Source organism: Ancylobacter defluvii (assembly GCF_018390605.1).
GTDB lineage: Bacteria > Pseudomonadota > Alphaproteobacteria > Rhizobiales > Xanthobacteraceae > Ancylobacter > Ancylobacter defluvii.
Map to the genome: position 1 here is coordinate 138,116 of NZ_JAHBGD010000017.1, position 22,738 is coordinate 160,853.

18 protein-coding genes are annotated in these 22,738 nt (G+C 66.6%); 15 read left to right on the top strand and 3 right to left on the bottom strand.

Annotated elements, in window-relative coordinates; genetic code table 11:
- Window positions 1-43: 43 nt before the first annotated feature.
- The 6 genes from KHC24_RS12315 to mnhG are packed head-to-tail and all read left to right on the top strand — an operon-like array spanning window position 44 to window position 6,114.
- Window positions 44-2,950: a monovalent cation/H+ antiporter subunit A gene (locus tag KHC24_RS12315; protein ID WP_213363566.1), complete on the top strand. Its 2,907-nt coding sequence runs from the start codon at window positions 44-46 to the stop codon at window positions 2,948-2,950.
- Window positions 2,951-3,289 carry a Na+/H+ antiporter subunit C gene (locus KHC24_RS12320; protein WP_213363567.1) on the top strand — a complete coding sequence of 113 codons (339 nt, stop codon included), beginning with the start codon at window positions 2,951-2,953 and terminating at the stop codon, window positions 3,287-3,289. It abuts the gene before it with no gap.
- A complete protein-coding gene (locus KHC24_RS12325; RefSeq protein WP_213363568.1) occupies window positions 3,289-4,950 on the top strand; it encodes a monovalent cation/H+ antiporter subunit D in 1,662 nt (553 codons plus the stop codon). Before KHC24_RS12320 ends, KHC24_RS12325 begins: the two co-directional genes overlap by 1 nt.
- Window positions 4,947-5,456 carry a Na+/H+ antiporter subunit E gene (locus KHC24_RS12330; protein WP_246546849.1) on the top strand — a complete coding sequence of 170 codons (510 nt, stop codon included), beginning with the start codon at window positions 4,947-4,949 and terminating at the stop codon, window positions 5,454-5,456. Before KHC24_RS12325 ends, KHC24_RS12330 begins: the two co-directional genes overlap by 4 nt.
- Window positions 5,453-5,746 (top strand): K+/H+ antiporter subunit F, encoded by a 294-nt coding sequence (locus KHC24_RS12335; protein WP_213363569.1) that lies wholly within the window; start codon window positions 5,453-5,455, stop codon window positions 5,744-5,746. The genes KHC24_RS12330 and KHC24_RS12335 overlap by 4 nt, the downstream gene beginning before the upstream one ends.
- Entirely contained in the window at window positions 5,743-6,114 is a 372-nt protein-coding gene (gene mnhG / locus KHC24_RS12340; RefSeq protein ID WP_213363570.1) for a monovalent cation/H(+) antiporter subunit G, read from the top strand. Before KHC24_RS12335 ends, mnhG begins: the two co-directional genes overlap by 4 nt.
- 104 nt (window positions 6,115-6,218) lie before the next feature.
- Here the strand turns inward: mnhG and KHC24_RS12345 are convergent, their stop codons facing one another.
- Window positions 6,219-8,093 carry a sigma-54-dependent Fis family transcriptional regulator gene (locus tag KHC24_RS12345; RefSeq protein WP_213363571.1) on the bottom strand — a complete coding sequence of 625 codons (1,875 nt, stop codon included), beginning with the start codon at window positions 8,091-8,093 and terminating at the stop codon, window positions 6,219-6,221.
- Between the two features lie 242 nt (window positions 8,094-8,335).
- Here KHC24_RS12345 and adh point away from each other — a divergent pair, with 242 nt between their 5' ends.
- From adh to KHC24_RS12360, 3 genes are all read left to right on the top strand, one after another.
- A complete protein-coding gene (gene adh, locus KHC24_RS12350) occupies window positions 8,336-9,853 on the top strand; it encodes an aldehyde dehydrogenase (RefSeq protein ID WP_213363572.1) in 1,518 nt (505 codons plus the stop codon).
- A gap of 130 nt (window positions 9,854-9,983) precedes the next feature.
- Window positions 9,984-11,012 (top strand): alcohol dehydrogenase AdhP, encoded by a 1,029-nt coding sequence (gene adhP / locus KHC24_RS12355; RefSeq protein WP_213363573.1) that lies wholly within the window; start codon window positions 9,984-9,986, stop codon window positions 11,010-11,012.
- A 164-nt stretch (window positions 11,013-11,176) separates the two neighbouring features.
- The gene (locus tag KHC24_RS12360; RefSeq protein WP_213363574.1) at window positions 11,177-11,596 is read left to right on the top strand and encodes a DUF779 domain-containing protein; all 420 of its coding nucleotides are present in this window, start codon (window positions 11,177-11,179) and stop codon (window positions 11,594-11,596) included.
- 44 nt (window positions 11,597-11,640) lie between these two features.
- On the opposite strand, the gene KHC24_RS12365 is transcribed toward KHC24_RS12360, so the two are convergent.
- Window positions 11,641-12,576: a response regulator gene (locus KHC24_RS12365; RefSeq protein ID WP_213363575.1), complete on the bottom strand. Its 936-nt coding sequence runs from the start codon at window positions 12,574-12,576 to the stop codon at window positions 11,641-11,643.
- Entirely contained in the window at window positions 12,566-15,952 is a 3,387-nt protein-coding gene (locus KHC24_RS12370; RefSeq protein WP_213363899.1) for a hybrid sensor histidine kinase/response regulator, read from the bottom strand. Before KHC24_RS12370 ends, KHC24_RS12365 begins: the two co-directional genes overlap by 11 nt.
- Before the next feature lie 456 nt (window positions 15,953-16,408).
- Here KHC24_RS12370 and urtA point away from each other — a divergent pair, with 456 nt between their 5' ends.
- The 6 genes from urtA to fmdA all read left to right on the top strand — a co-directional run bounded on the left by urtA (window position 16,409) and on the right by fmdA (window position 22,688).
- On the top strand, window positions 16,409-17,689 hold the full coding sequence (gene urtA, locus KHC24_RS12375) for an urea ABC transporter substrate-binding protein (protein WP_213363576.1): 1,281 nt from the start codon (window positions 16,409-16,411) through the stop codon (window positions 17,687-17,689).
- Window positions 17,690-17,785: 96 nt separating this feature from the next.
- On the top strand, window positions 17,786-18,712 hold the full coding sequence (gene urtB / locus KHC24_RS12380) for an urea ABC transporter permease subunit UrtB (protein WP_213363577.1): 927 nt from the start codon (window positions 17,786-17,788) through the stop codon (window positions 18,710-18,712).
- 64 nt (window positions 18,713-18,776) lie between these two features.
- A complete protein-coding gene (gene urtC, locus KHC24_RS12385; RefSeq protein WP_246546915.1) occupies window positions 18,777-19,895 on the top strand; it encodes an urea ABC transporter permease subunit UrtC in 1,119 nt (372 codons plus the stop codon).
- Window positions 19,896-19,906: 11 nt separating this feature from the next.
- Window positions 19,907-20,674 (top strand): urea ABC transporter ATP-binding protein UrtD, encoded by a 768-nt coding sequence (gene urtD / locus KHC24_RS12390; protein ID WP_213363579.1) that lies wholly within the window; start codon window positions 19,907-19,909, stop codon window positions 20,672-20,674.
- Between the two features lie 11 nt (window positions 20,675-20,685).
- On the top strand, window positions 20,686-21,375 hold the full coding sequence (gene urtE / locus KHC24_RS12395) for an urea ABC transporter ATP-binding subunit UrtE (protein ID WP_213363580.1): 690 nt from the start codon (window positions 20,686-20,688) through the stop codon (window positions 21,373-21,375).
- A 77-nt stretch (window positions 21,376-21,452) separates the two neighbouring features.
- Complete coding sequence (gene fmdA, locus KHC24_RS12400) at window positions 21,453-22,688, top strand: formamidase (RefSeq protein ID WP_213363581.1); 1,236 nt, start codon at window positions 21,453-21,455, stop codon at window positions 22,686-22,688.
- The last annotated feature ends 50 nt before the right edge of the window (window positions 22,689-22,738 follow it).

Sequence of the window (22,738 nt, forward strand, 5' to 3'; positions counted from 1 at the left end):
GCAAGATCGAGGGTTCCCGGCCGGGCGAGGAGGCGGCTTCACCATGTCCAACGGCCAGCTCCTCCTCCTCGCGCTGCTGCTGCCATTCGCGGGGAGCGCGCTCGCCGCCTTCCTTCCCACCCATGCCCGCAACGCCGCTGCCTTCATGGCCGGCGCCATAGCCGTCGTCGGCTGCGTCCTCATTGTCCTCATGTACGGCTCGGCAGAACGCAGCGAGCCGGTGCGGCTGGTCCTCGAATGGCTGCCGATGCTGGGCATCAATGTCAGCCTGCGGCTCGACGGGCTCGCCTGGCTGTTCGCCCTGCTCATCTTCGGCATCGGCGCGCTGGTGGCGCTCTATGCCCGCTACTATATGTCGGCGGAAGATCCGGTCCCGCGCTTCTTCTCCTTCCTGCTCGCCTTCATGGGGGCGATGCTGGGCGTGGTGCTGTCGGGCAACCTCGTGCAGCTGGTGTTCTTCTGGGAACTCACCAGCCTGTTCTCCTTCCTGCTGATCGGCTACTGGCACCACACCGCCGCCGCCCGCGACGGCGCGCGCATGGCCCTCACCGTCACCGGCGCCGGCGGGCTCTGCCTGTTGGTTGGCGTGCTGCTGATCGGCCGCATCGTCGGCAGCTACGAGCTCGACGAGGTGCTGAACGCCGGCGGGCTGATCCGCTCCAGCCCGCTCTATGTGCCGGTGGTGGTGCTGGTGCTGCTCGGCGCCTTCACCAAGAGCGCGCAGTTCCCGTTCCATTTCTGGCTGCCGCATGCCATGGCCGCACCGACCCCGGTCTCGGCCTATCTGCATTCGGCGACCATGGTGAAGGCCGGCATTTTCCTGATGACCCGGTTGTGGCCGGTGCTCGCCGGCACCGACACCTGGTTCTACCTTGTCGTTCCCGCTGGCCTCGTCACCCTGCTGCTCGGCGCCTATGCGGCGATCTTCCAGCAGGACCTCAAGGGCCTGCTCGCCTATTCCACCATCAGCCATCTCGGGCTGATCACCCTGCTGCTCGGGCTCGGCAGCCCGCTCTCGGCGGTGGCGGCGATCTTCCACACCGTGAACCACGCCATCTTCAAGGCGTCGCTGTTCATGGCCGCCGGCATCATCGACCACGAGACCGGCACCCGCGACCTGCGCAAGCTGTCCGGGCTGTTCCGCTACATGCCCATTACCGGCACGCTCGCCATGGTGGCGGCGGCCTCGATGGCCGGCATCCCGCTGCTCAACGGCTTCCTGTCCAAGGAAATGTTCTTCGCCGAGGCGGTCGAGAACCATACCGGCTCGCTGCTCGACGACAGCCTGCCCTATTGGGCGACGCTCGCCGGCATCTTCAGCGTCACCTATTCGCTGCGCTTCATCATCGGCGTGTTCTTCGGGCCGCCGGCGACCGACCTGCCGCGCAAGCCGCACGAGCCGCCGCACTGGATGCGCTTTCCCGTCGAGCTGTTAGTGCTCATCTGCCTGCTGATCGGCGTCGTGCCGAGCTTCACGGTCGGGCCGCTGCTCGCCAATGCCGCCCGCGCCGTCATCGGTCCGGACCTGCCCTATTACAGCCTCGCCATCTGGCACGGCGTCACCTGGGCGCTGGTGATGAGCATCATCGCCATGATCGGCGGCGTGCTGCTGTTCCTCGGGCTCAGGGCCTATCTCGACAGCGGCGTCGAAGGCCCGCCACTGGTGCGCGAGCTGAAGGGCCAGCGCATCTTCGAGCGCATCCTGGTGGTGATCTCCTGGCAGCTCGCCCGCACGCTGGAGCGCGCCTTCGGCAGCAAGCGACTGCAACCGCAATTGCGCATCGTGGTGGTGGTCGCGCTGGCCGCCGCCATCTCGCCGCTGTGGCTGCGCGGCATGGTATCGGAAGGCACCCTGCCGCTCACCGCCTTCGACCCCGCCTTCGCCCTACTGTGGGCGATAGGCGCCGGCTGCGCCATCGCCGCCGCCTGGCAGGCGAAGTTCCACCGCTTCGCCGCCCTGGTGCTGCTCGGCGGCGCCGGCCTGGTGAGTTCCATCACCTTCGCCTGGCTGTCGGCGCCGGATCTTGCACTCACCCAGCTGCTGGTGGAGATCGTCACCACGGTGCTGCTGCTGCTCGGCCTGCGCTGGCTGCCCAAGCGCATCGAGGAGCCCTACCCCACCAGCCCGCCGCCCTCGGTGCTGCTGCGCCGCTACACCGATCTCGCCATTGCCGTCACCGTCGGCATCGGCATTGCCGTCATCTCCTATGCGGTGATGACGCGTCCTCTCGGCGAGAGCGTGTCGCGCTATTTCGTCGAGCGCGCCTATATCGGCGGCGGCGGCACCAATGTCGTCAACGTCATCCTGGTCGACTTCCGCGGCTTCGACACGCTGGGCGAGGTGGTGGTGCTCTGCCTCGTCGGCCTCACCGTCTATGCGCTGCTGCGCCGGTTCCGCCCGGCGCCGGAGAGCGTCGGTGCCCCGGAGCAGCAGCGTCTCCAGGACGAATTCGACGAGGCCGCCCCCGACCGCTCGCCCGGCGACACGGTGGCGGACTATCTCAGGATTCCCCGCCTCGTCATGCAGTGGCTGTTCCCGGTGATCGCCACCTTCGCCGTCTATCTGTTCATGCGCGGGCACGATCTGCCGGGCGGCGGGTTTGCCGCCGGCATCACCCTCTCTATCGCCTTCATCGTGCAGTATATGGCCGCCGGCACCCGCTGGGTGGAGGACCATCTGCGCGTGCTGCCGCTGCGCTGGATGGGGCTCGGCCTGCTCATCGCCTCGGCGACCGGAGCCGGCTCCTGGTGGTTCGGCTATCCGTTCCTCACCACCCATGTGCGCTATCTCGACTGGCCGATCGTCGGCAAGTTTCCGGTGGCCAGCGCCCTGATGTTCGATCTCGGCATCTTCGCGGTGGTGGTCGGCGCGACCCTGCTCATGCTGGTGGCGCTGGCGCACCAGTCGCTGCGCCGCACGCGATCGAGCCGCACGGCGGAGGGGGAATAGATGGAAATGGTGCTCGCCATCGGCATCGGCGTCTTCGCCGGCTCGGGCGTGTGGCTGCTGCTGCGGCCGCGCACCTATCAGGTGATCATCGGCCTGTCGCTGCTCTCCTATGCGGTCAACCTGTTCATCTTCAGCATGGGCCGGCTGAAGATCGGCGCGCCGCCGATCCTGTCGGTGCCGGGGGTCGGCGATCCCGCCACCATGGCCGATCCCACCCCGCAGGCGCTGGTGCTCACCGCCATCGTCATCGGCTTCGCCATGACCGCGCTATTCCTGGTGCTGCTGCTGGCGGCACGCGGCCTCACCGGCACCGACCACGTCAACGGGCGGGAGGATTGATGGTGGTCCATTCCCTCGCCGAGCACCTGGTCATCGTCCCGATCCTGCTGCCGCTGGTGGTGGGCGCGGCCATGCTGCTGTTCGACGAGCGGCGGCGGCAGCTGAAGATGACGCTGAGCCTCATCACCGTGGCGTCCCTGCTGGCCGTCGCCGTGCTGCTGCTGATCGGCGCGGCGACCATCCAGTCCGACGGCGACGCCACCGTGATGGTCTACCCGCTGGGCAACTGGCCGGCGCCGTTCGGCATCGTGCTGGTGGTGGACCGGCTCTCGGCGCTGATGCTGGTGCTGACAGCGGTACTCGGCGCCTCCACCCTGCTCTATTCGCTGGCCCGCTGGCACAAGGCCGGGCCACGCTTCCACACGCTGTTCCTGCTGCTGCTTGCCGGCCTCAACGGGGCCTTCCTCACCGGCGACCTGTTCAACCTGTTCGTGTTCTTCGAGGTGCTGCTCGCCGCCTCCTACGGGCTGGTGCTGCACGGGTCCGGCACGGCGCGGGTCAAGGCCGGGCTGCACTACATCCCGGTGAACCTCGTCGCCTCCTCGCTGTTCCTCATCGGGGTGGCGATCATCTACGGCGTCACCGGCACGCTGAACATGGCCGACCTCGCCCGGCTGGTACCCTCGCTCAATATCGACGAGAGGGCGCTGTTCGAGACCGGCGCGGCGATCCTCGGCGTCGCCTTCCTCATCAAGGCCGGCATGTGGCCATTGTGCTTCTGGCTGCCGACCACCTATGCGGCGGCCTGCGCCCCGATCGCCGCCATGTTCGCCATCATGACCAAGGTGGGCGTCTATGTGATCCTGCGGCTGTTCCTGCTGTGCTTCGGCGGCGAGGCGGGGAACTCGGCCGGCTTCGGCGCCGACTGGCTCTATTATGGCGGCATGGCGACCATCGCCTTCGGTGGGATCGGCGTGCTCGCCTCGCAATCGATGCTCCGCCTGGCTGGCTACAGCGTGCTGGTTTCCTCCGGCACCATTCTCGCCGCCATCGGCACCACCAACAGCGCCGTCATTTCCGGAGCGCTGTTCTATCTCATCACCTCGACCCTCTCGATCTCCGCCTTCTTCCTGCTGATCGAGCTGATCGAGCGCGGCCGCGATGCCGGCGCCGACGTGCTCGCCGTGACCATGGAGGCCTATGGCGACGGCGAGAGCGACGACGAGGAAGACGACGACGAGGGCGAGGTCGGCGTCGCCATCCCCGCGACCATCGCCTTGCTCGGCGGCGCCTTCGTCGCCTGCACCGCGCTGCTGGCCGGACTGCCGCCGCTTTCCGGCTTCATCGGCAAGGTCGCGATGCTGTCGGCGCTTATCAACGAGGCTGGCTCGATCTCGTTCTCGCACTGGCTGCTGATCGCGCTGATGATGCTCACCGGCTTCGCCACGCTGATCGCCATGACCCGCACCGGTATCCGCACGCTGTGGATGCCGCGCGAAGGCACCATCCCGCGGGTGCGCGCGGTGGAGGCGGCGCCGATCGGCGCCTTGCTGGCGCTCTGCGTCACGCTCACCGTGCTGGGCGGGCCGGCGATGCGCTACATGGACGCCACCGCGCAGCTGCTCTACTGGCCGCAGGAATATGCACGCGACATCCTGGGCATCGCGCCGGCCGGCACGGTGCCGTTGCGCCCCACCCTCGGTACGGAGGGCAAGCCATGAATCGCGCCTCCAGCCTGCTGCGCCGGGTCATTCCCTTCCCGCTGCTGTTCCTGGCCCTGCTCGTTATGTGGCTGCTGCTGCAACAGTCGCTGGCACCCGGCCATATCGTGCTCGGCTCCCTGGTCGCACTTGGCGCCACCTGGGCGATGACGGCGCTGGATCCCGAACCGGTGCGGCTGCGGCGGCCGGCGGCGATGCTGCGCCTCGCCTTGCGGGTGCTGGTCGACGTGTTCCGCTCCAATCTCGCGGTCGGCACCATCATCCTGCGCGGCAACCGGCACAGCGACCATGCCGGCTTCATGACCGTCCAGCTCGACCTGCGTAGCGAATACGGCCTCGCGGTGCTGGCGATCATCCTCACCTGCACGCCCGGCACGCTGTGGGTCAATCACGACCCGGCGCGCGGCACGCTGCTGCTGCATGTGCTCGATCTCGTCGACGAGCAGAGCTGGATCGACCTCATCAAGCTCCGCTACGAGCGCCTGCTGATGGAGATCTTCGAATGACGGCGCCGCTCGAAGTCCTCATCCTCGGCTGGTCGCTCACCTTCGCGCAGTTGCTCGTCGGCCTCGCCATGGCCTGTGCCGCCTGCCGCATACTTGTCGGCCCCCGCGCGCAGGACCGCATCCTCGGGCTCGACACCTTCTATGTGAACGCCATGCTGCTGCTGCTCACCATCGGCATCCGCTCCGGCACCACCCTCTATTTCGAGGCGGCGCTGGCGATCGGGCTGCTGGGCTTCTCCGGCACGGTGGCGCTGGCCAAGTTCCTCATGCGCGGCGAGGTGATCGAATGAGCACCGCTCCCGAACTCCCGCTTTGGGCGGCTCTCGTCGTCTCCGCCCTGATGGTGATCGGCGCCGCCATCGCCCTGATCGGCTCAGTCGGCCTCATCCGGCTGAACAGCTTCTATGCCCGCGTCCACGCCCCAACCCTGGGCGCCACGCTCGGCGTCGGCAGCCTGCTGATCGGCTCGATGATCTGCTTCAGCGTGCTGCAAAGCCGCCCGGTGGTGCACGAGGTGCTGATCGCCCTCTTCGTCACCATCACCACCCCGATAACTCTGGTGCTGCTCGCCCGCGCCTCCCTGCACCGCGACCGCGTCGAGGGCAATCCCGAGGTGCCCAAGAGCGACCACGCCTCGCTGGACCGCCACGACGGCTAAAGCCTTTCCCGATCGGGCGTCGCCTGACCGGAACGCCTCCTGTCCACACACCCGAGCCCGCTCCGGGAACGTCCTGCAACGTTCCGGCAACCGGGCTCGGCGGCTCAATGGGTGCTGAGCAGCCGCCGGTAGAGCGTCGAGCGGTTGATGCCGAGCGCCCGTGCCGCCTTGGAGACGTTGCCGCCATGGGCGTCCAGCGCGCGCCGCATCGCCGCGAGTTCGATGGCGTCGAGATCGGCCGGCTCGGATGCCGGCGCGTCGGAGGCGGCGCGAGCCGGCTGCGGGCGCGCATTCTCGCTAACCTCCTGGGGCAGCAGATCGGTGCCGACCGGCTGGCCCGGCTCGGCCAGCGCGGCCAGCATCCTGAGAACCCCGACCAGCTGGCGGAAGTTGCCGGGCCAGTCATAGGCGGCCAGCCGCTCCTCGCAAGCTGCCGTCAGTACCAGCCTCTCGTCGCGCGCCACCCGGCGCCAGAGCTCGCGCACCGTGGCGAGGCGGTCCGGCAGATCGCGCACCGCCGGCAGCTCGATGGTGTAATGCGCGATGCGGAAATAGAGATCGGAACGGAACGTCCCGCTCTCGACCAGCCCCTTGAGATGGCGGTGGGTGGCGCAGACCAGCGCGAAATCCACGCTCACCGGACGGCCGCCGCCCAGCGGCAGCACCTCGCGATCCTGCAACACCCGCAGCAGGCGCGACTGCAGGGAGAGCGGCATGTCGCCGATTTCGTCGAGGAACAGCACCCCGCCCTCCGCCTCGCGCAGCAGCCCCTTGCGGCCGTGGCGGCGGGCACCGGTGAAGGCGCCCTCCTCATAGCCGAACAGCTCCGCCTCGATCAGCGTCTCCGGGATCGCCGCGCAGTTCACCGCGACGAAAGGCGCCGCGGCCCGCGGCCCGCGGCGATGCACCTCGCGCGCGGCCATCTCCTTGCCGGTCCCGGTCTCGCCCTGGATCAGCACCGGCACGCCAGCATCGATCATCTTGACCGCGCGCAGCAGCCCCCGCTCGTCCTCCTCGCGCAGCAGCAGCTCGCCGAACTGCGGCAAGCCGCGCGGCGCCATGCGCGCGCCGCGGGGGCGGGACGGAACCGTCTCCTCGCCGTCCATCCGCCCGAACAGCACGCCGCGCCCCGCCGTCTCCATGCGGGCGATGCCCGCGCCCTGCGGCAATCGCTCGACCAGTTCATCCACGCTGCGGGTGCCGAGCGCCGACCAGTCGATGCCGAACAGGCCGAGCCCATGCCGGTTCGCCGCCACCAGCCGCCCATCGTCGAACACCAGCACGCCCTCGCGCGCGGTGCCCAGCAGTGCCCGGTCGGCGCCGAGCCTGAGCACCTGCAGGCCGGCGAACCCATCGTCGAAGAAGCGATGCTCGATCTGCTCGGCGGCGAGGCGCACCAGGCCGAGGGCATGGCGATGGTCCACCGCCGCCGGGCCGGAAAGGTCGAGCACCCCGACCGCGCGACCGAACGGGTCCATGATTGGCGCGGCCGAGCAGCTGAGGATTCCATGCGGATCGAAATAATGCTCGCCGCCATGCACGGCGATCGGCCGGCCTTCCAGCAGCGCCGTGCCCACCGCATTGGTGCCGGTGGCGCTTTCGCTCCAGTCGACACCGGGCCGCAACGCCACCTGCGCGGCGCGCGAGGCGAAGGCGGTATGGCCGCGCGATTCCAGGATCAGCCCGGAGGCGTCGGTGAGGATGATCACGCAGCCGGTCTGCATCGCCTCGGCATAGAGGCTCTCGATCTCCGGCCGGCTCAGCCGCCGCAGCCGCTCGTTGCGCTCGCTGGCCCGGCGCAGTTCGCCTTCGGTCAGCGGCACCAGCGAGGGCAGCACCTGATTGTCGAGACCAAGATCGGCACAGCGCCGCCATGAGCGCAGGATCGGCTCGGCGACCAGCGATTGCGGCGGCCGCCCTTCGTTGAAGAACTGCCTGCGGGCGGTGGAAACCGCCTTCGACCCCGTGTCGGCTCGCATAAGTTCCTCCCGGCGTGTCGCATTCTGCAACACCTGTTCTAGTTATTGTTGTTCTATACGACAGTTGTGGCAAAGTTCCGGCACGCGGTCCACACCCTTTGTTTTGAAGCGAATGTGAACTGAATTCTTACACCAGTCGTTTCAATATTTTGCCGTGCCGCATCAACGATTTTTTGCACCGCGACAAAACTCTGGCACAGGCGGTGCAACCAAGGGCTCACCCAACATGGGAGGAACCCAAAATGAACAAACCGGAAATCGCCATCACCCGCCAGTCGCCCTTCAAGGCGCGCTACGGCAATTATATCGGCGGCCAGTTCGTCGAACCGGTGAATGGCCGCTATTTCGACAACACCTCGCCGATCACCGGCGGCAAGATTTGCGAGATCGCCCGTTCCGACAAGGACGATATCGAGAAGGCGCTCGACGCCGCCCACAAGGCCAAGGACGCCTGGGGCAAGACCAGCGTCGCCGAGCGGGCGCTGATCCTCAACAAGATCGCCGACCGGATGGAGGAGAACCTCGATCTGCTCGCGCTCGCCGAGACCTGGGACAATGGCAAGCCGATCCGCGAGACCACGGCCGCCGACATGCCGCTCGCCATCGACCATTTCCGCTACTTCGCCGGCGCCGTGCGGGCGCAGGAGGGCGGGCTCTCCGAGATCGACCACGACACCGTGGCCTATCATTTCCACGAACCGCTGGGCGTGGTTGGCCAGATCATCCCGTGGAACTTCCCGATCCTGATGGCGGTGTGGAAGCTGGCCCCGGCGCTGGCGGCGGGAAATTGCGTGGTGCTGAAGCCGGCCGAGCAGACCCCGGCGAGCATCCTGGTGCTGGTCGAACTGATCGCCGACCTGCTGCCGCCGGGCGTGCTGAACGTCGTCAACGGCTTCGGCCTTGAAGCGGGCAAGCCGCTCGCCTCCTCGCCGCGCATCGCCAAGATCGCCTTCACCGGCGAGACCACGACGGGCCGGCTGATCATGCAATATGCCAGCCAGAACCTCATTCCGGTGACGCTGGAACTCGGCGGCAAATCGCCCAACATCTTCTTCAACGACGTGACGGCCGAGGATGACGACTTCTTCGACAAGGCGGTCGAAGGCTTCGTGATGTTCGCGCTGAATCAGGGCGAGGTCTGCACCTGCCCCAGCCGCGCCCTCATCCAGGAAAAGGTCTATGACCGCTTCATGGAGAAGGCGCTGAAGCGGGTGGAGGCCATCGTCCAAGGCTCGCCGCTCGATCCGGCGACGATGATCGGCGCCCAGGCCTCCTCCGAGCAGTTGGAGAAGATCCTCTCCTATATCGACATCGGCAAGCAGGAGGGCGCCCAGGTGCTCACCGGCGGCGCGCGCAATGAGCTGGGCGGCGATCTCGCCGGCGGCTTCTACGTGAAGCCGACGGTGTTCAAGGGCCATAACAAGATGCGCATCTTCCAGGAGGAGATCTTCGGGCCGGTCGTGTCCGTGACCACCTTCAAGGACGAGGACGAGGCGCTCTCCATAGCCAATGACACGCTCTACGGCCTCGGCGCCGGCGTGTGGACCCGCGACGGCAACCGCGCCTATCGCTTCGGCCGCGCCATCCAGGCGGGCCGGGTGTGGACCAATTGCTACCACGCCTATCCCGCCCATGCGGCGTTCGGCGGCTACAAGCAGTCCGGCATCGGGCGCGAGAACCACAAGATGATGCTCGACCACTACCAGCAGACCAAGAACCTGCTGGTCAGCTACTCGCCGAAGAAGCTCGGCTTCTTCTGAGCCCGGCCTTTCTGGCCGTCCGCCACGCGGGGTCAGATCAAGGATCGGCAGGATGGAATGCGCTTCCATCCTGCCGGAACCATGTTGGCCGGCGCATCCGGTGCCGGCTCGAACGGAGATGAGAGCGTTCATGGCAAAGACGATGAAGGCGGCAGTGGTCCGCGCCTTCGGCAAGCCCCTCGTCATCGAGGAGGTGCCGGTCCCCGAGCCCGGCCCCGGCGAGATCCAGGTCCGCATCCAGGCGTCGGGCGTGTGCCACACCGATCTGCACGCCGCCGAGGGCGATTGGCCGGTGAAGCCGAATCCGCCCTTCATCCCCGGCCATGAGGGGGTGGGCTACGTCTCCGGCGTCGGGGCCGGCGTCAAGCATGTGAAGGAAGGCGACCGCGTCGGCGTGCCGTGGCTCTATACCGCCTGCGGCCATTGTCCCCACTGCCTCGGCGGCTGGGAGACGCTGTGCGAGGAGCAGAAGAACACCGGCTATTCGGTGAATGGCGGCTTCGCCGACTACGTCATCGCCGATCCCAACTATGTCGGCCACCTGCCGAAGAACATAGGCTTCGTCGACATCGCCCCGGTGCTGTGCGCCGGCGTCACGGTCTATAAGGGCCTGAAGATGACCGACACCAAGCCGGGCGACTGGGTGGTGATCTCCGGCGTCGGCGGGCTCGGCCACATGGCGGTGCAATATGCCAGGGCGATGGGCCTCAACGTCGCGGCGGTCGATGTCGCCGACGACAAGCTCGATCTGGCGCGCAAGCTCGGTGCCGCCGTCACCGTCAACGTGCTGGAGCAGGACCCGGTGGCGGTGCTGAAGAAGGAGATCGGCGGCGCCCATGGCGTGCTGGTCACCGCGGTGTCGCCCAAGGCGTTCAGCCAGGCGATCGGCATGATGCGCCGCGGCGGCACCCTGGTGGCGAACGGCCTGCCGCCCGGCGCCTTCGATCTGCCGATCTTCGACATGGTGCTGAACGGCACCACGGTGCGCGGCTCCATCGTCGGCACCCGGCTCGATCTGCAGGAATCGCTCGAATTCGCCGCCGAGGGCAAGGTGAGGGCGACGGTCGAGCGGGGCAGGCTCGAGGACATCAACGACATCTTCGCGCGCATGCACGCCGGCAAGATCGATGGCCGCATCGTGCTCGACATCGCCGCCTGAGCGCGGACGCCACGCCGGACGGCGGCCCGCCGCCGCCCGGCCAATCTGCCGGCGCCACCGCCGCGCTTGCCGATGACCGGAGGCGGCCTCATCATCGAAGCCGCGCGAGCCGACAACGGCGCCGAGACAACAATAACGGCCGCGGCACCATACGGGAGGAGACCATGACCGACGCCCTCACCGCCGATCCGCACGCTGCCAACGACGTGGTTTCCCGCGTCCTCGCCACCGACGCGGCCCTGGCGCTCATCGTCGAGCTGCGCGGCGAATACGGGCCGGTGCTGTTCCACCAGTCCGGTGGCTGCTGCGACGGCTCCTCGCCAATGTGCTACCCGCAGGGCGACTACATCGTCGGCGACGAGGATGTCCGGCTCGGCGAGATCGGCGGCGCCCCGTTCTATATGAGCCCGTCGCAGTTCGACTATTGGCAGCATACCCAGCTGATCATCGACGTGGTGCCGGGGCGCGGCGGCATGTTCAGCCTGGAGAACGGCCGCGGCGTCCGCTTTCTCACCCGCTCCCGCCTGTTCACCGATGCCGACCTCGATCGCCTCGCCCCCATCGGACGAGGGGTGAACGGCTAGACCGGGGATCGACGACGAGACCGCCTGCCGCCTGCCGCCTGCCGCTAGCGCGGCGTGAGGGCGGTGACCGCCAGCGCCGTCGCCGCCGCCCGGTTCTCGACGCCGATCTTCGAATAGATCTGCTCCAGATGCTTGTTCACCGTGCGCGGCGACAGGCCGAGGATCTCGCCGATATCGCGGTTCGCCTTGCCGCGCGCCAGCCACATCAGCACCTCGGCCTCGCGCAGGGTGAGATTGAGCTTGGCCTTGAGCACCTGTTCCGGCGCCAGCCCGTCATCCTCGACAATGCGCAGCAGCAGCTCGTCCGGCCCGATCTGCCCGACATAGGACAGGCGCAGCCGCCGCGTCGAGGCCTCCACCGGCAGATCGATCGCCTCGCGGCCGGAACCCGGCGCCCCGTCGCCGCGGCGACCGGCCAGCCAGCGCCGCACCGGCTCCGGCAGCAGGAACGCATCACCCGGCGGCGAGACGGTGATGGCGGTGAGCAGCGCGGTGGCCTGCGGCGTGCTCCACAGCACCCTTCCCTCCGCTGTCGCGGACAGCAGGAAGCGGCCGGAGGCATCGAGCGCCGCCCGTGCGCTATGAGTCTGTCGGGCATTGGCGAGATGTACCCGGATGCGGGCGATCAGCTCGAAGGGCGAGATCGGCTTGGTGACATAGTCGACGCCGCCGGCTTCCAGCCCCTTCACGATCTGCTCGGTTTCCGACAGGCCGGTCATGAAGATCACCGGCACATGGGCGATCGCCTTGTTGCTCTTCAACCGGCGGCAGGTCTCGAAGCCGTCCATGCCCGGCATCACCGCGTCCATCAGGATGACGTCGGGGGTGATCCGCTCGACCAGAGCGAGCGCATTGGCGCCCTCCACCGCCACCAGCACGGTGGCGCCGGCGGCTTCGAGCGCGTCGGTCAGCAGGCTCAGGGTTTCGGGCGAATCGTCCACCACCAGGACGATGTCGCGGCGTTCCACGCTATGCATCATTGCTGCGCAACGCCTCCAGGACGGCCATGTATTGCTTGAGGTCGAACGTGTCCATCAGATCCCGCATATGCGAGACGAAGGCGCCATTGTCCGGCGAGGCGGCCTCGATCTCGGTGAGCTTCGCCTGGATTCCACGCACATAGCCGATCTCGCCGAGCTTCATCAGATCCTCGATATGCGTGACGGCCGGCGGTCGCAGCACCTGCGGACGCACCGGCACCGGCGGTGCAACCTGCCCGTCGACGATCCATGTGAGTTCCAGCAGCTTCTCGAGCTTCTCCAGCAGCGCAGCGAGTTGCACCGGCTTGGCCATCTGGTCGTCGTGATGCCGGGCATCGAGACCCTCGCCGATGATCTCGCCGGCATTGGCGGAGATCATCAGGATGCGCAGCCGCACGAAGCCCTCGTCGCGCAGCTGACGCGCCACCTCCCAGCCGTTCAGCCCCGGCATGGAAATATCCAGCAGCACCAGTTCCGGCTCCCATTGCCGCACCATCTCCAGCGCCGCCACGCCGTCGGCGGCGGCGAGCACGGTGAAGCCGAGCGGCACCAGCAATTCGTGCATCAGGTCGCGATGCGCGCTGTCGTCGTCGGCCACCAGCACGGTGCGCCGCCGCCCGGTATAGCCGGCGATCCGCCGGTGCGGCAGCGCGGCGGTTCGGCTCGGCCGCGCCACTTCCGACAGCATCAGCTTCACCCGGAACAGGCTGCCGGCGCCCGGCGCCGAGGTAAGCGCGATCTCCCCGCCCATGATCTCGGTGAGCAGTTTGGTGATGGTCAGGCCGAGGCCGATGCCGGCGGTGGAATAGGTGCCGGCCCGCTCGCCGCGCTCGAAGGGTTCGAAGATCCGCGTGTGGTCGGTCTTGGGAATGCCGATGCCGGTATCCTCGACCTCGAACTCGGCGACCTGGTTGCGATAGGCGACGCGCAGCGCCACCCGGCCGGAATCGGTGAACTTGATGGCGTTGGACAACAGGTTGATCAGGATCTGCCGCAGCCGCTTCTCGTCGGTATAGACCACCGCCGGCAGCCGCTCGGGCCGGACATAGACGAAATCGATGCTCTTGGCGGTCGCCTGCAGGCGGAACATGTCGACCAGCTGGTCGAGGAAATCGCCGATGCGCACCTCGTCGCGGGTGAGATGCAGCCGCCCGGCCTCGATTTTCGATATGTCGAGCAGGCCGTCGATGAGCCCGGACAAATGCTCCGCCGAGCGCCGCATCACCCGAATGGAATCGCGCCGGTGCGGCGGGATGGCGGCATCGCGCTCCAGGAGCTGCGCATAGCCGAGAATGGCGTTGAGCGGCGTGCGCAGCTCATGGCTGATGCCGACCACATAGCGGCTCTTGGCCAGATTGGCGGCCTCCGCCACCTCCTTCGCCTTCTGCAATTTGGCGTCGGTGCGCTTGTGCGCCTCGATCTCGCGCATCAGCAGCGCGGTCTGGCGGTTGCTCTCCTCCTGGGCGACGCGCCGGCTCTCCTGCGCCAGCACGAACAGCCAGGCGGCGACGCCGGCAATGATCAGCAGGATGAAGTAGAGGGTGAACAGCATGCCGCCGATCGCCTCGCGTTCGGCGGGTGGCGAGAGCGCGGCCTGGAAATAGATCACCCCGAGAATGGCGCCGATCACCAGCGCCAGCAGCGACAGCACGCCGATATAGTGGCCGAGCCGCGAATTGATCCGCGCCACCGCCCACATCGGCAATGTCGCGCTCAGCATGGCGAGGATCTGGTCGGGAAACCGCGCGCCCTCCTTGCAGCGGTCGTGGCAGCGCGCATCGAGCGAGCAGCACAGCGAGCAGATCGGCCCGGCATAGACCGGGCAATGCGCCATGTCCTCCGGCTCGAATTTGTGCTCGCAGATGCAGCACTTCAGCGTCGTGCGCCCCTCCCACTTCTTCGAGGCATGGCGGGCGAGGTAATAGCGCCCGCCGGTTCCCCAGGCGACGCCGCAGGCGGTGGCGAAGGATACCACCAGCGCCACGAAGGGGGCGAAGGCCTGCAGGGTGGCGCCGAACAGCCCGGCGAAGGCCAGCACGGCGATGCCGGTGCCCGCCATCACCGCGGCGACCCCCACCGGGTTGATGTCGTAGAGATGCGCCCGCTTGAACTCGATGCCCGGCGGGCTCCAGCCCATCGGCTTGTTGACCACCAGATCGGCCACCAGCGCCGCCACCCACGCCACCGCGACGATGGCGTAGAGGCCGAGGATCTGCTCCAGCACCTTGTAGATGCCCAGCGCCATCAGCATCAGCGCGATGGTGACGTTGAACACCAGCCACACCACCCGGCCGGGATGGCTGTGGGTCAGCCGCGAGAAGAAGTTCGACCACGCGATCGAGCCGGCATAGGAGTTGGTCACGTTGATCTTCAGCTGCGCCAGGATGACGAACAGCCCGGTGGTGACCAGCGCCGTCTGCGGCGACAGGCCGATCTCGAAGGCGACGAGATACATCTGCGTCGGCTCCGCCGCATGCACGAACGGCACCCCATGGGTGAGCGCAAAATAGGCGAGGAAGGATCCCGCCAGCATCTTGATGCCGCCGACCACGATCCAGCCGGGGCCGGCCGAGAGCAGGGCGAGCCACCACAGCGTGTTGCGGGCCGCCGCGCTCCGCCCGGGCGCCCGGCGCGGCAGGAAGCGCAGGAAGTCCACCTGCTCGCCGATCTGCGCCACCAGCGCGAAGATCACCGTGGCGGCGGCGCCGAACAGCAGCGGATCAAAGGAGCCGTCCGGCGCGCCGAGCCGGCCGGTATAGCGCGTCCACTCTTGCAGCGAGTCCCCGCCGGCATACAGCACGAAGCCCAGCGGTACGATGTTGAGCAGCACCCAGACCGGCTGGGTCCAGAGCTGGAAACGGCTGATGAAGGTGATGCCGTGCGTCACCAGCGGGATCACCGCCAGCGCGCTGATGAAGTAGCCCACCATCAGCGGCACGCCGAAGCACATCTCCAGCGCCAGCGCCATGATCGCCGCCTCGATGGCGAAGAACAGATAGGTGAAGGAGGCGTAGATCAGCGAGGTGACGGTCGAGCCGATATAGCCGAAGCCGGCGCCGCGGGTCAGCAGATCGATGTCGACGCCATATTTCGCCGCGTAATAGCTGATCGGCAGGCCGGTGGCGAAGATCAGCACGCAGACGACGAGGATGGCGGCGACGGCGTTGTGGAAGCCGTAGCTCAACGTCACCGCGCCGCCGATCGCCTCCAGCGCCAGGAACGACACCGCCCCGAGCGCGGTATTGGCGACCCGCAGCGCCGACCAGCGCCGGGCGCTCTTGGCGGTGAAGCGCAGCGCATAATCCTCGAGCGTTTCGTTGACGACCCACTGATTGTAGCGGCGTCGCACGCGCACGATCCTCTGCTCGGCCGCCATGGTTTCCTGCCTCGCCGCCCCGCCGCTCGCCATTCCCTCCCCGTTCCTCCCACGCCCTGTTCTGTCGCCAGCCACGTCCGGGCCGGTCGCACGCCAGCAAAAAACGCACCACGCACGCCAGGATTGTGCCGCGCGACCGCCGAACCCATGCACTCGCGCCGAAATCGAAAATGGAATGACCGCCGGGCGACACCGGGCGACGCCACTATCCGGTCATTCGAAAAGTAGAAGCCTCCCCGTCCCCTTCGCGCACACGCGCGCACGCGCGTAAAAACAAATAGCCCGATCGGCGGATTCTATTCCACCAAGCTCGCAGACATGGTGAGGCCGGCGCCGGCAAACCCCTATACGTCAATCGACGTATTGCTGCGGCACGGCATCGTTCCCCACCATCGCATCAACACAAGCACATCGAGAAGCTTGTTGAGGCCACGTCAAACCCGTGGAGGGGATCGTATGTCTTCGCATAACGACGGCTCGGATAATTTTTCTTCGACGCGCCGCAGACTTCTGAAAGGTCTCGCCGCCCTTCCCGCGGCGCCTCTGCTTTCGTCAACCGCCCTGTTTTCTACCTCGGCCTTCGCCCAGGCACCGGCGACATCGGCGATCAACACGACCGGCCTTGCCGTGACCGACACGGAAGTCACCGTCGGCATCCTCCACTCCGTCACCGGCACCATGGCGATCTCCGAGACCGGCTCGGTGCAGGCCGAGAAGCTCGCCATCGAGCAGATCAATGCCATGGGCGGCGTGCTCGGCCGCAAGATCAAGTTCATCCAGGAGGACGGCGCTTCCGATTGGCCGACCTTCGCCGAGAAGGCCAAGAAGCTGCTGGTCAACGACAAGGTGGCGGCGGTGATGGGCTGCTGGACCTCGGCCTCGCGCAAGGCGGTGCTGCCGGTGTTCGAGCAGTATAACGGCATGCTCTACTACCCCACCTTCTATGAAGGCCTGGAGCAGTCGAAGAACGTCATCTATACCGGCCAGGAAGCCACCCAGCAGATCCTCGCCGGCCTCGACTGGGTTAATAAGACCAAGGGCGCCAAGAGCTTCTATCTCATCGGCTCCGACTATATCTGGCCGCGCACCTCGATGAAGATCGCCCGCAAGCACATCGAGGCGCATCTCGGCGGCAAGGTTTCCGGCGAAGAGTACTTTCCGCTCGGCCACACCCAGTTCAACTCGGTGATCAACAAGATCAAGCTGACCAAGCCGGACGTGATCTACTGCGCCGTCGTCGGCGGCTCGAACGTCGCCTTCTACAAGCAGCTCAAGGCCGCCGGCATCGACCTCAACAAGCAGACGCTGCTGACCATCTCGGTCACCGAGGACGAAATCGACGGCATCGGCGGCGACAACATCGCCGGCGCCTATAGCTGCATGAAGTACTTCCAGTCGCTCGACAACCCGAACAACAAGGACTTCGTCGCCGCCTTCAAGAAGATGTGGGGCGAGAAGACGGTGATCGGCGACGTCACCCAGGCCGCCTATCTCGGCCCGTGGCTGTGGAAGATGACCGTCGAGAAGGCCGGCTCCTTCGATGTCGACAAGATTGCCGAGGCCTCGGCCGGCATCGAGTTCAACAAAGCACCGGAAGGCTACGTCAAGATCCACCCGAACCACCATTTGTGGTCGAAGACCCGCGTCGGCCAGGCGCAGCTCGATGGCCAGTTCAAGGTGGTGTTCGAGACGCCCGAGCTGATCGAGCCGGATCCGTTCCCCAAGGGCTACCAGTGATCGGCTGACGCCGTCGCCCGGAGAGGGTTCCGCCCTCTCCGGGGTTCTTTCGGTTGTCGAGAACCGCGCCATCGGGCGCACGCCGGGGGATTCCTGATGTTTTCCGACTATTCGCTGGCCGAGCTCAGCTCCATCTTCCTGATGCAGGGCTTCGCCGGCCTGATCCTGTTCTCCGTCTTCGTGCTCATGGCGCTCGGCCTCGCCATCATCTTCGGCCAGATGGGCGTCATCAACATGGCGCATGGCGAGTTCATGATCCTCGGTGCCTATGTCACCTATTTCACCTCGCAATTATTCCTGAATTACCTGCCGTCGCTGTTCGGCATCTACTTCTTCATCGCGATGATCCTCGCCTTCCTCGCTTCCGGCGCGCTCGGCATGGCGACGGAGTGGCTGATGATCCGCCACCTCTACAAACGACCGCTCGACACCCTGCTCGCCACCTGGGGCCTCAGCCTCATTCTTCAGCAGGTCTACCGCTCGGTCTTCGGTCCGCGCGAGGTCGGCGTCGAGCTGCCGAGCTGGATGATGGGCTCGCTTCCCGTCACCGAGGTGGTCGAGGTGCAGATCAACGGCCTGTTCGTCATGGGCCTCACCATCGCCATCACCGTCGCCGTTGCCTTGCTCATGTACAAGTCGAGCTGGGGCAAGCAGGTGCGCGCGGTGGTGCAGAACCGCGTCATGGCTGGCGCCGTCGGCATCAACACCGAGAAGGTCGACCGCTACACCTTCGGCCTCGGCTGCGGCATCGCCGGCGTCGCCGGCTCGGCCTTTACCATGATCGGCTCGACCGGCCCGACCTCCGGCCAGCTCTACATCGTCGACACCTTCCTGGTGGTGGTGTTCGGCGGCGCGCAGAGCCTGCTCGGCACCATCGCCTCCGCCTTCACCATCTCGCAGGCGCAATCGACCATGGAATTCTTCCTGTCCGGTTCGATGGCAAAGGTTCTCACGCTGCTCGGCGTGGTCGTCATCCTGATGCTGCGGCCGCAGGGCCTGTTCGTCATCAAGGTCCGTCGTTGAGGAGATGCCCGTGACCACATCCGCTCCGACATCCGGCCGCACCTTCTTCCTGCGCCCGCAGGACATGATCGGGATCGCGATCCTCGCGGTCCTGCTGGTGGTGATCCTGCCGCTGACGCTGGACAATTTCCGCCTGCAATTCGTCGGCAAGTACCTCACCTATGCCTTCGTCGCGCTCGGCCTGGTGCTGTGCTGGGGCTATGCCGGCATCCTCTCGCTCGGCCAGGGCGTGTTCTTCGGCCTCGGCGGCTACTGCATGGCGATGTTCCTCAAGCTGGAAGCCTCCAGCGTCGCGAACACCAAGATCCAGACCACGCCGGGCATCCCCGATTTCATGGACTGGAACCAGATCACCGAACTTCCGCTGATGTGGCAGCCCTTCAACAATCTCGGGCTGACGATTCTGGCCGTCATTCTGGTGCCGGCGCTGTTCGCCTTCATCGTCGGCTTCGCGATGTTCAAGCGGCGGGTCGGCGGCGTCTATTTCGCCATCATCACCCAGGCGCTTGCCGCCATCCTCACCATCCTGATCGTCGGCCAGCAGGGCTATACCGGCGGCATCAACGGCATTACCGACCTGCGCACCCTGCACGGCTGGGACATCCGCACCGACGCCGCCAAGACCATCCTCTACTTCGTCTGCGTCGGCCTGCTCATCGCCTGCATCCTGCTCGCCTATTACGTGAAGTCGTCCAAGCTCGGCCGCATCCTCGTCGCCATGCGCGACAAGGAGGATCGCGTCCGCTTTTCCGGCTACGACGTCGCCAGCTTCAAGGTGTTCGTGTTCTGCCTCGCCGCGTCGCTCTCGGCGATCGGCGGCGCCATGTTCACCCTGCAGGTCGGGTTCATGTCGCCCTCCTTCGTCGGCATCGTGCCGTCGATCGAGATGGTGATCTACACCGCGGTCGGCGGGCGCCTGTCCATCCTCGGCGCGATCTACGGCACGCTGCTGGTCAACTGGGCCAAGACCTCGTTCTCCGAGAGCTTCCCGGAGCTGTGGCTGTTCGGCCTCGGCGGCCTGTTCATCGCCGTGGTGCTGATCTTCCCGAACGGCCTCGCCGGCCTCTGGCAGACCTATGTCGCCCCGCGCCTCGGGCCGCTGTTCGGCGGGACGGCGAAGCGCGCCGTCCCCTCGCCGGCCTCCGAGCCGGCCGTACCCGCCGCCCCTGCCGTAGCGGAATAGGAGCCGGAACCATGAACGCCAATGTCATCAGCGACCAGATGAACAAGGACTTCGTGCTGGCGGTGGAGGGGCTCACCGTCTCCTTCGACGGTTTCAAGGCGGTCAACGACCTGTCCTTCTATGTCGACGAGAACGAGATCCGGGTGATCATCGGCCCCAATGGCGCCGGCAAGACCACGGTGCTCGATCTCATCTGCGGCCGCACCAAGGCGACCACCGGCTCGATCCGCTTCAAGGAACGCGAGCTGACCAGGATGAAGGAGCACGAAATCGTCCGCGCCGGCGTCGGCCGCAAGTTCCAGAACCCGTCGATCTACGAGGACCTCACCGTCTTCGAGAACCTGGAAATCTCCTACCCGAAGGGCCGCACCGTCAGGGGCGCCCTCACCTTCCGCCGTGACAGTGCGGTGAAGGAGCGGGTGCAGGAGGTCGCCGAGACCATTTTCCTCGCCGACCAGCTCGACCAGCGCGCCGAATATCTCTCGCACGGCCAGAAGCAGTGGCTGGAGATCGGCATGCTGCTGATCCAGGACCCCGAGTTGCTGATGCTCGACGAGCCGGTGGCCGGCATGAGCGTCTCCGAGCGCAAGAAGACCGCCGAGCTGCTCAACCGCATCATCAAGGACCGCTCGGTGATCGTCATCGAGCACGACATGAAGTTCGTCGAGGACATCGCCCACAAGGTGACGGTGCTGCACCAGGGCAAGATCCTGTCGGAGGGTTCGATGGCCAAGGTCCAGGCGGACCCCAAGGTCATCGAAGTCTATCTCGGTCATTGAGGAGGCACGCCATGCTCGATATCGCCGACCTCCACGTCTCCTACGGCCAGAGCGAGGTGCTGCACGGCCTCGACATCAAGGTGGCGCCGAACGAGATCGTCGCCATCATGGGCCGTAACGGCATGGGCAAGACCACGCTGATGAAGTCGCTCATGGGCATCGTGCCGACCAAGAGCGGCTCGGTCACCCTCGGCGCCACCGACATCACCAGGCTCAAGAGCTATGAGCGGGTGGCCAACGGCATCGCCTATGTGCCGCAGGGCCGCATGATCTTCTCCACCATGACGGTGCAGGAGAACATCGAGACCGGCCTGATCCCGCGCGGCGAGATCAAGGTGCCGCCGGACCTTTACGAGCTGTTCCCGGTGCTGCTGGAGATGAAGGGCCGGCGCGGTGGCAACCTCTCCGGCGGCCAGCAGCAGCAGCTCGCCATCGCCCGCGCGCTCGCCACCCAGCCGAAGGTGCTGCTGCTCGACGAGCCGACCGAAGGCATCCAGCCCTCGATCATTCGCGAGATGGCGCGCACGCTGAAGCGCATCCGCGACGAGCGCGGCCTGTCGATCGTGGTGTCGGAGCAGGTGCTGTCCTTCGCCCTCGACATCGCCGACCGGGTGCTGGTGATCGAGAACGGCGAGATCGTCCATGAGGACAAGCGCGCCGATGTCGACGAGGCCAAGGTCGCGCGCTTCCTCTCCGTCTGAGGCCCGGCACCGGCCTGCGGGCCGGCGCCCCATTTCCAAACTCTTCCGCATGCAGTCCAAGGGGAACGGAGTTCGCCATGCCTGAAACACTGATCTCGGTCGACCTGTCGAAGCCGGCCACGGAGAACGAATATCTGCACAATCGCTGGCATCCGGACATTCCGATCGCCACCTGGGTCGAGCCCGGCGCCGACTTCCTCGTCGAGACCGTCGACTGGACCGGCGGCGCCATCGCCAACAATGATTCCGCCGACGACATCCGTGATGTCGACCTGTCGACCGTGCACTATCTCTCCGGCCCGATCGGGGTGAAGGGCGCCAAGCCCGGCGACCTGCTGGTGGTCGACATCCTCGACGCCGGCACGCTGAAGGGCCATGAATGGGGCTTCAACGGCTTCTTCTCCAAGAAGAACGGCGGCGGCTTCCTTACCGATCACTTCCCGTTCGCCCAGAAGTCGATCTGGCACTATGAGGGCATGTTCACCCGCTCGCGCCACGTGCCGGGCGTCGGCTTCGCCGGCCTCATCCATCCCGGCCTCATCGGCACCCTGCCCTCGCAGAAGCTGCTCGACACCTGGAACGCCCGCGAGCAGGCACTGATCGACACCAACCCGACCCGCGTGCCGCCGCTCGCCAACCCGCCGGCGCCCAAGACCGCGCATCTCGGCAAGCTCGGCAAGGGCGACGCCTGGGACAAGGTGGCCTCGGAGGGCGCCCGCACCGTGCCGCCGCGCGAACATGGCGGCAATTGCGACATCAAGGACCTGTCGCGCGGCTCGAAGATCTATTTCCCGGTCTATGTCGACGGCGCCGGCCTCTCCATGGGCGACATGCACTTCTCCCAGGGCGACGGCGAGATCACCTTCTGCGGCGCCATCGAGATGTTCGGCGCCTGGCTGCACATCAAGGTCGACCTGATCAAGAACGGCATGGAGATGTACGGGATCAAGAACCCGATCTTCAAGCCGTCGCCGATCACCCCGAACTACAAGGATTACCTGATCTTCGAGGGCATCTCGGTCGACGAGAGCGGCACCCAGCACTATCTCGACGCCAATGTCGCCTATCGCCAGGCCTGCCTCAACGCCATCGAGTACCTGAAGAAGTTCGGCTATTCCGGCGCGCAGGCGCACTCGATCCTCGGCGTGGCGCCGGTGCAGGGCCATCTCTCCGGCGTGGTCGACATCCCGAACTCCTGCGCCACGCTGTGGCTGCCGACCGAGATCTTCGACTTCGACATCAAGCCCTCCTCGGCCGGTCCGACCAAGTTCATCGATGGCTCGGTCGACATGCCGCTCTCGCCGGACCTCTGACCCCCATTTGAACGTCCGGCCGGCGGGACGGTGGCGACGCCGCCCCGCCT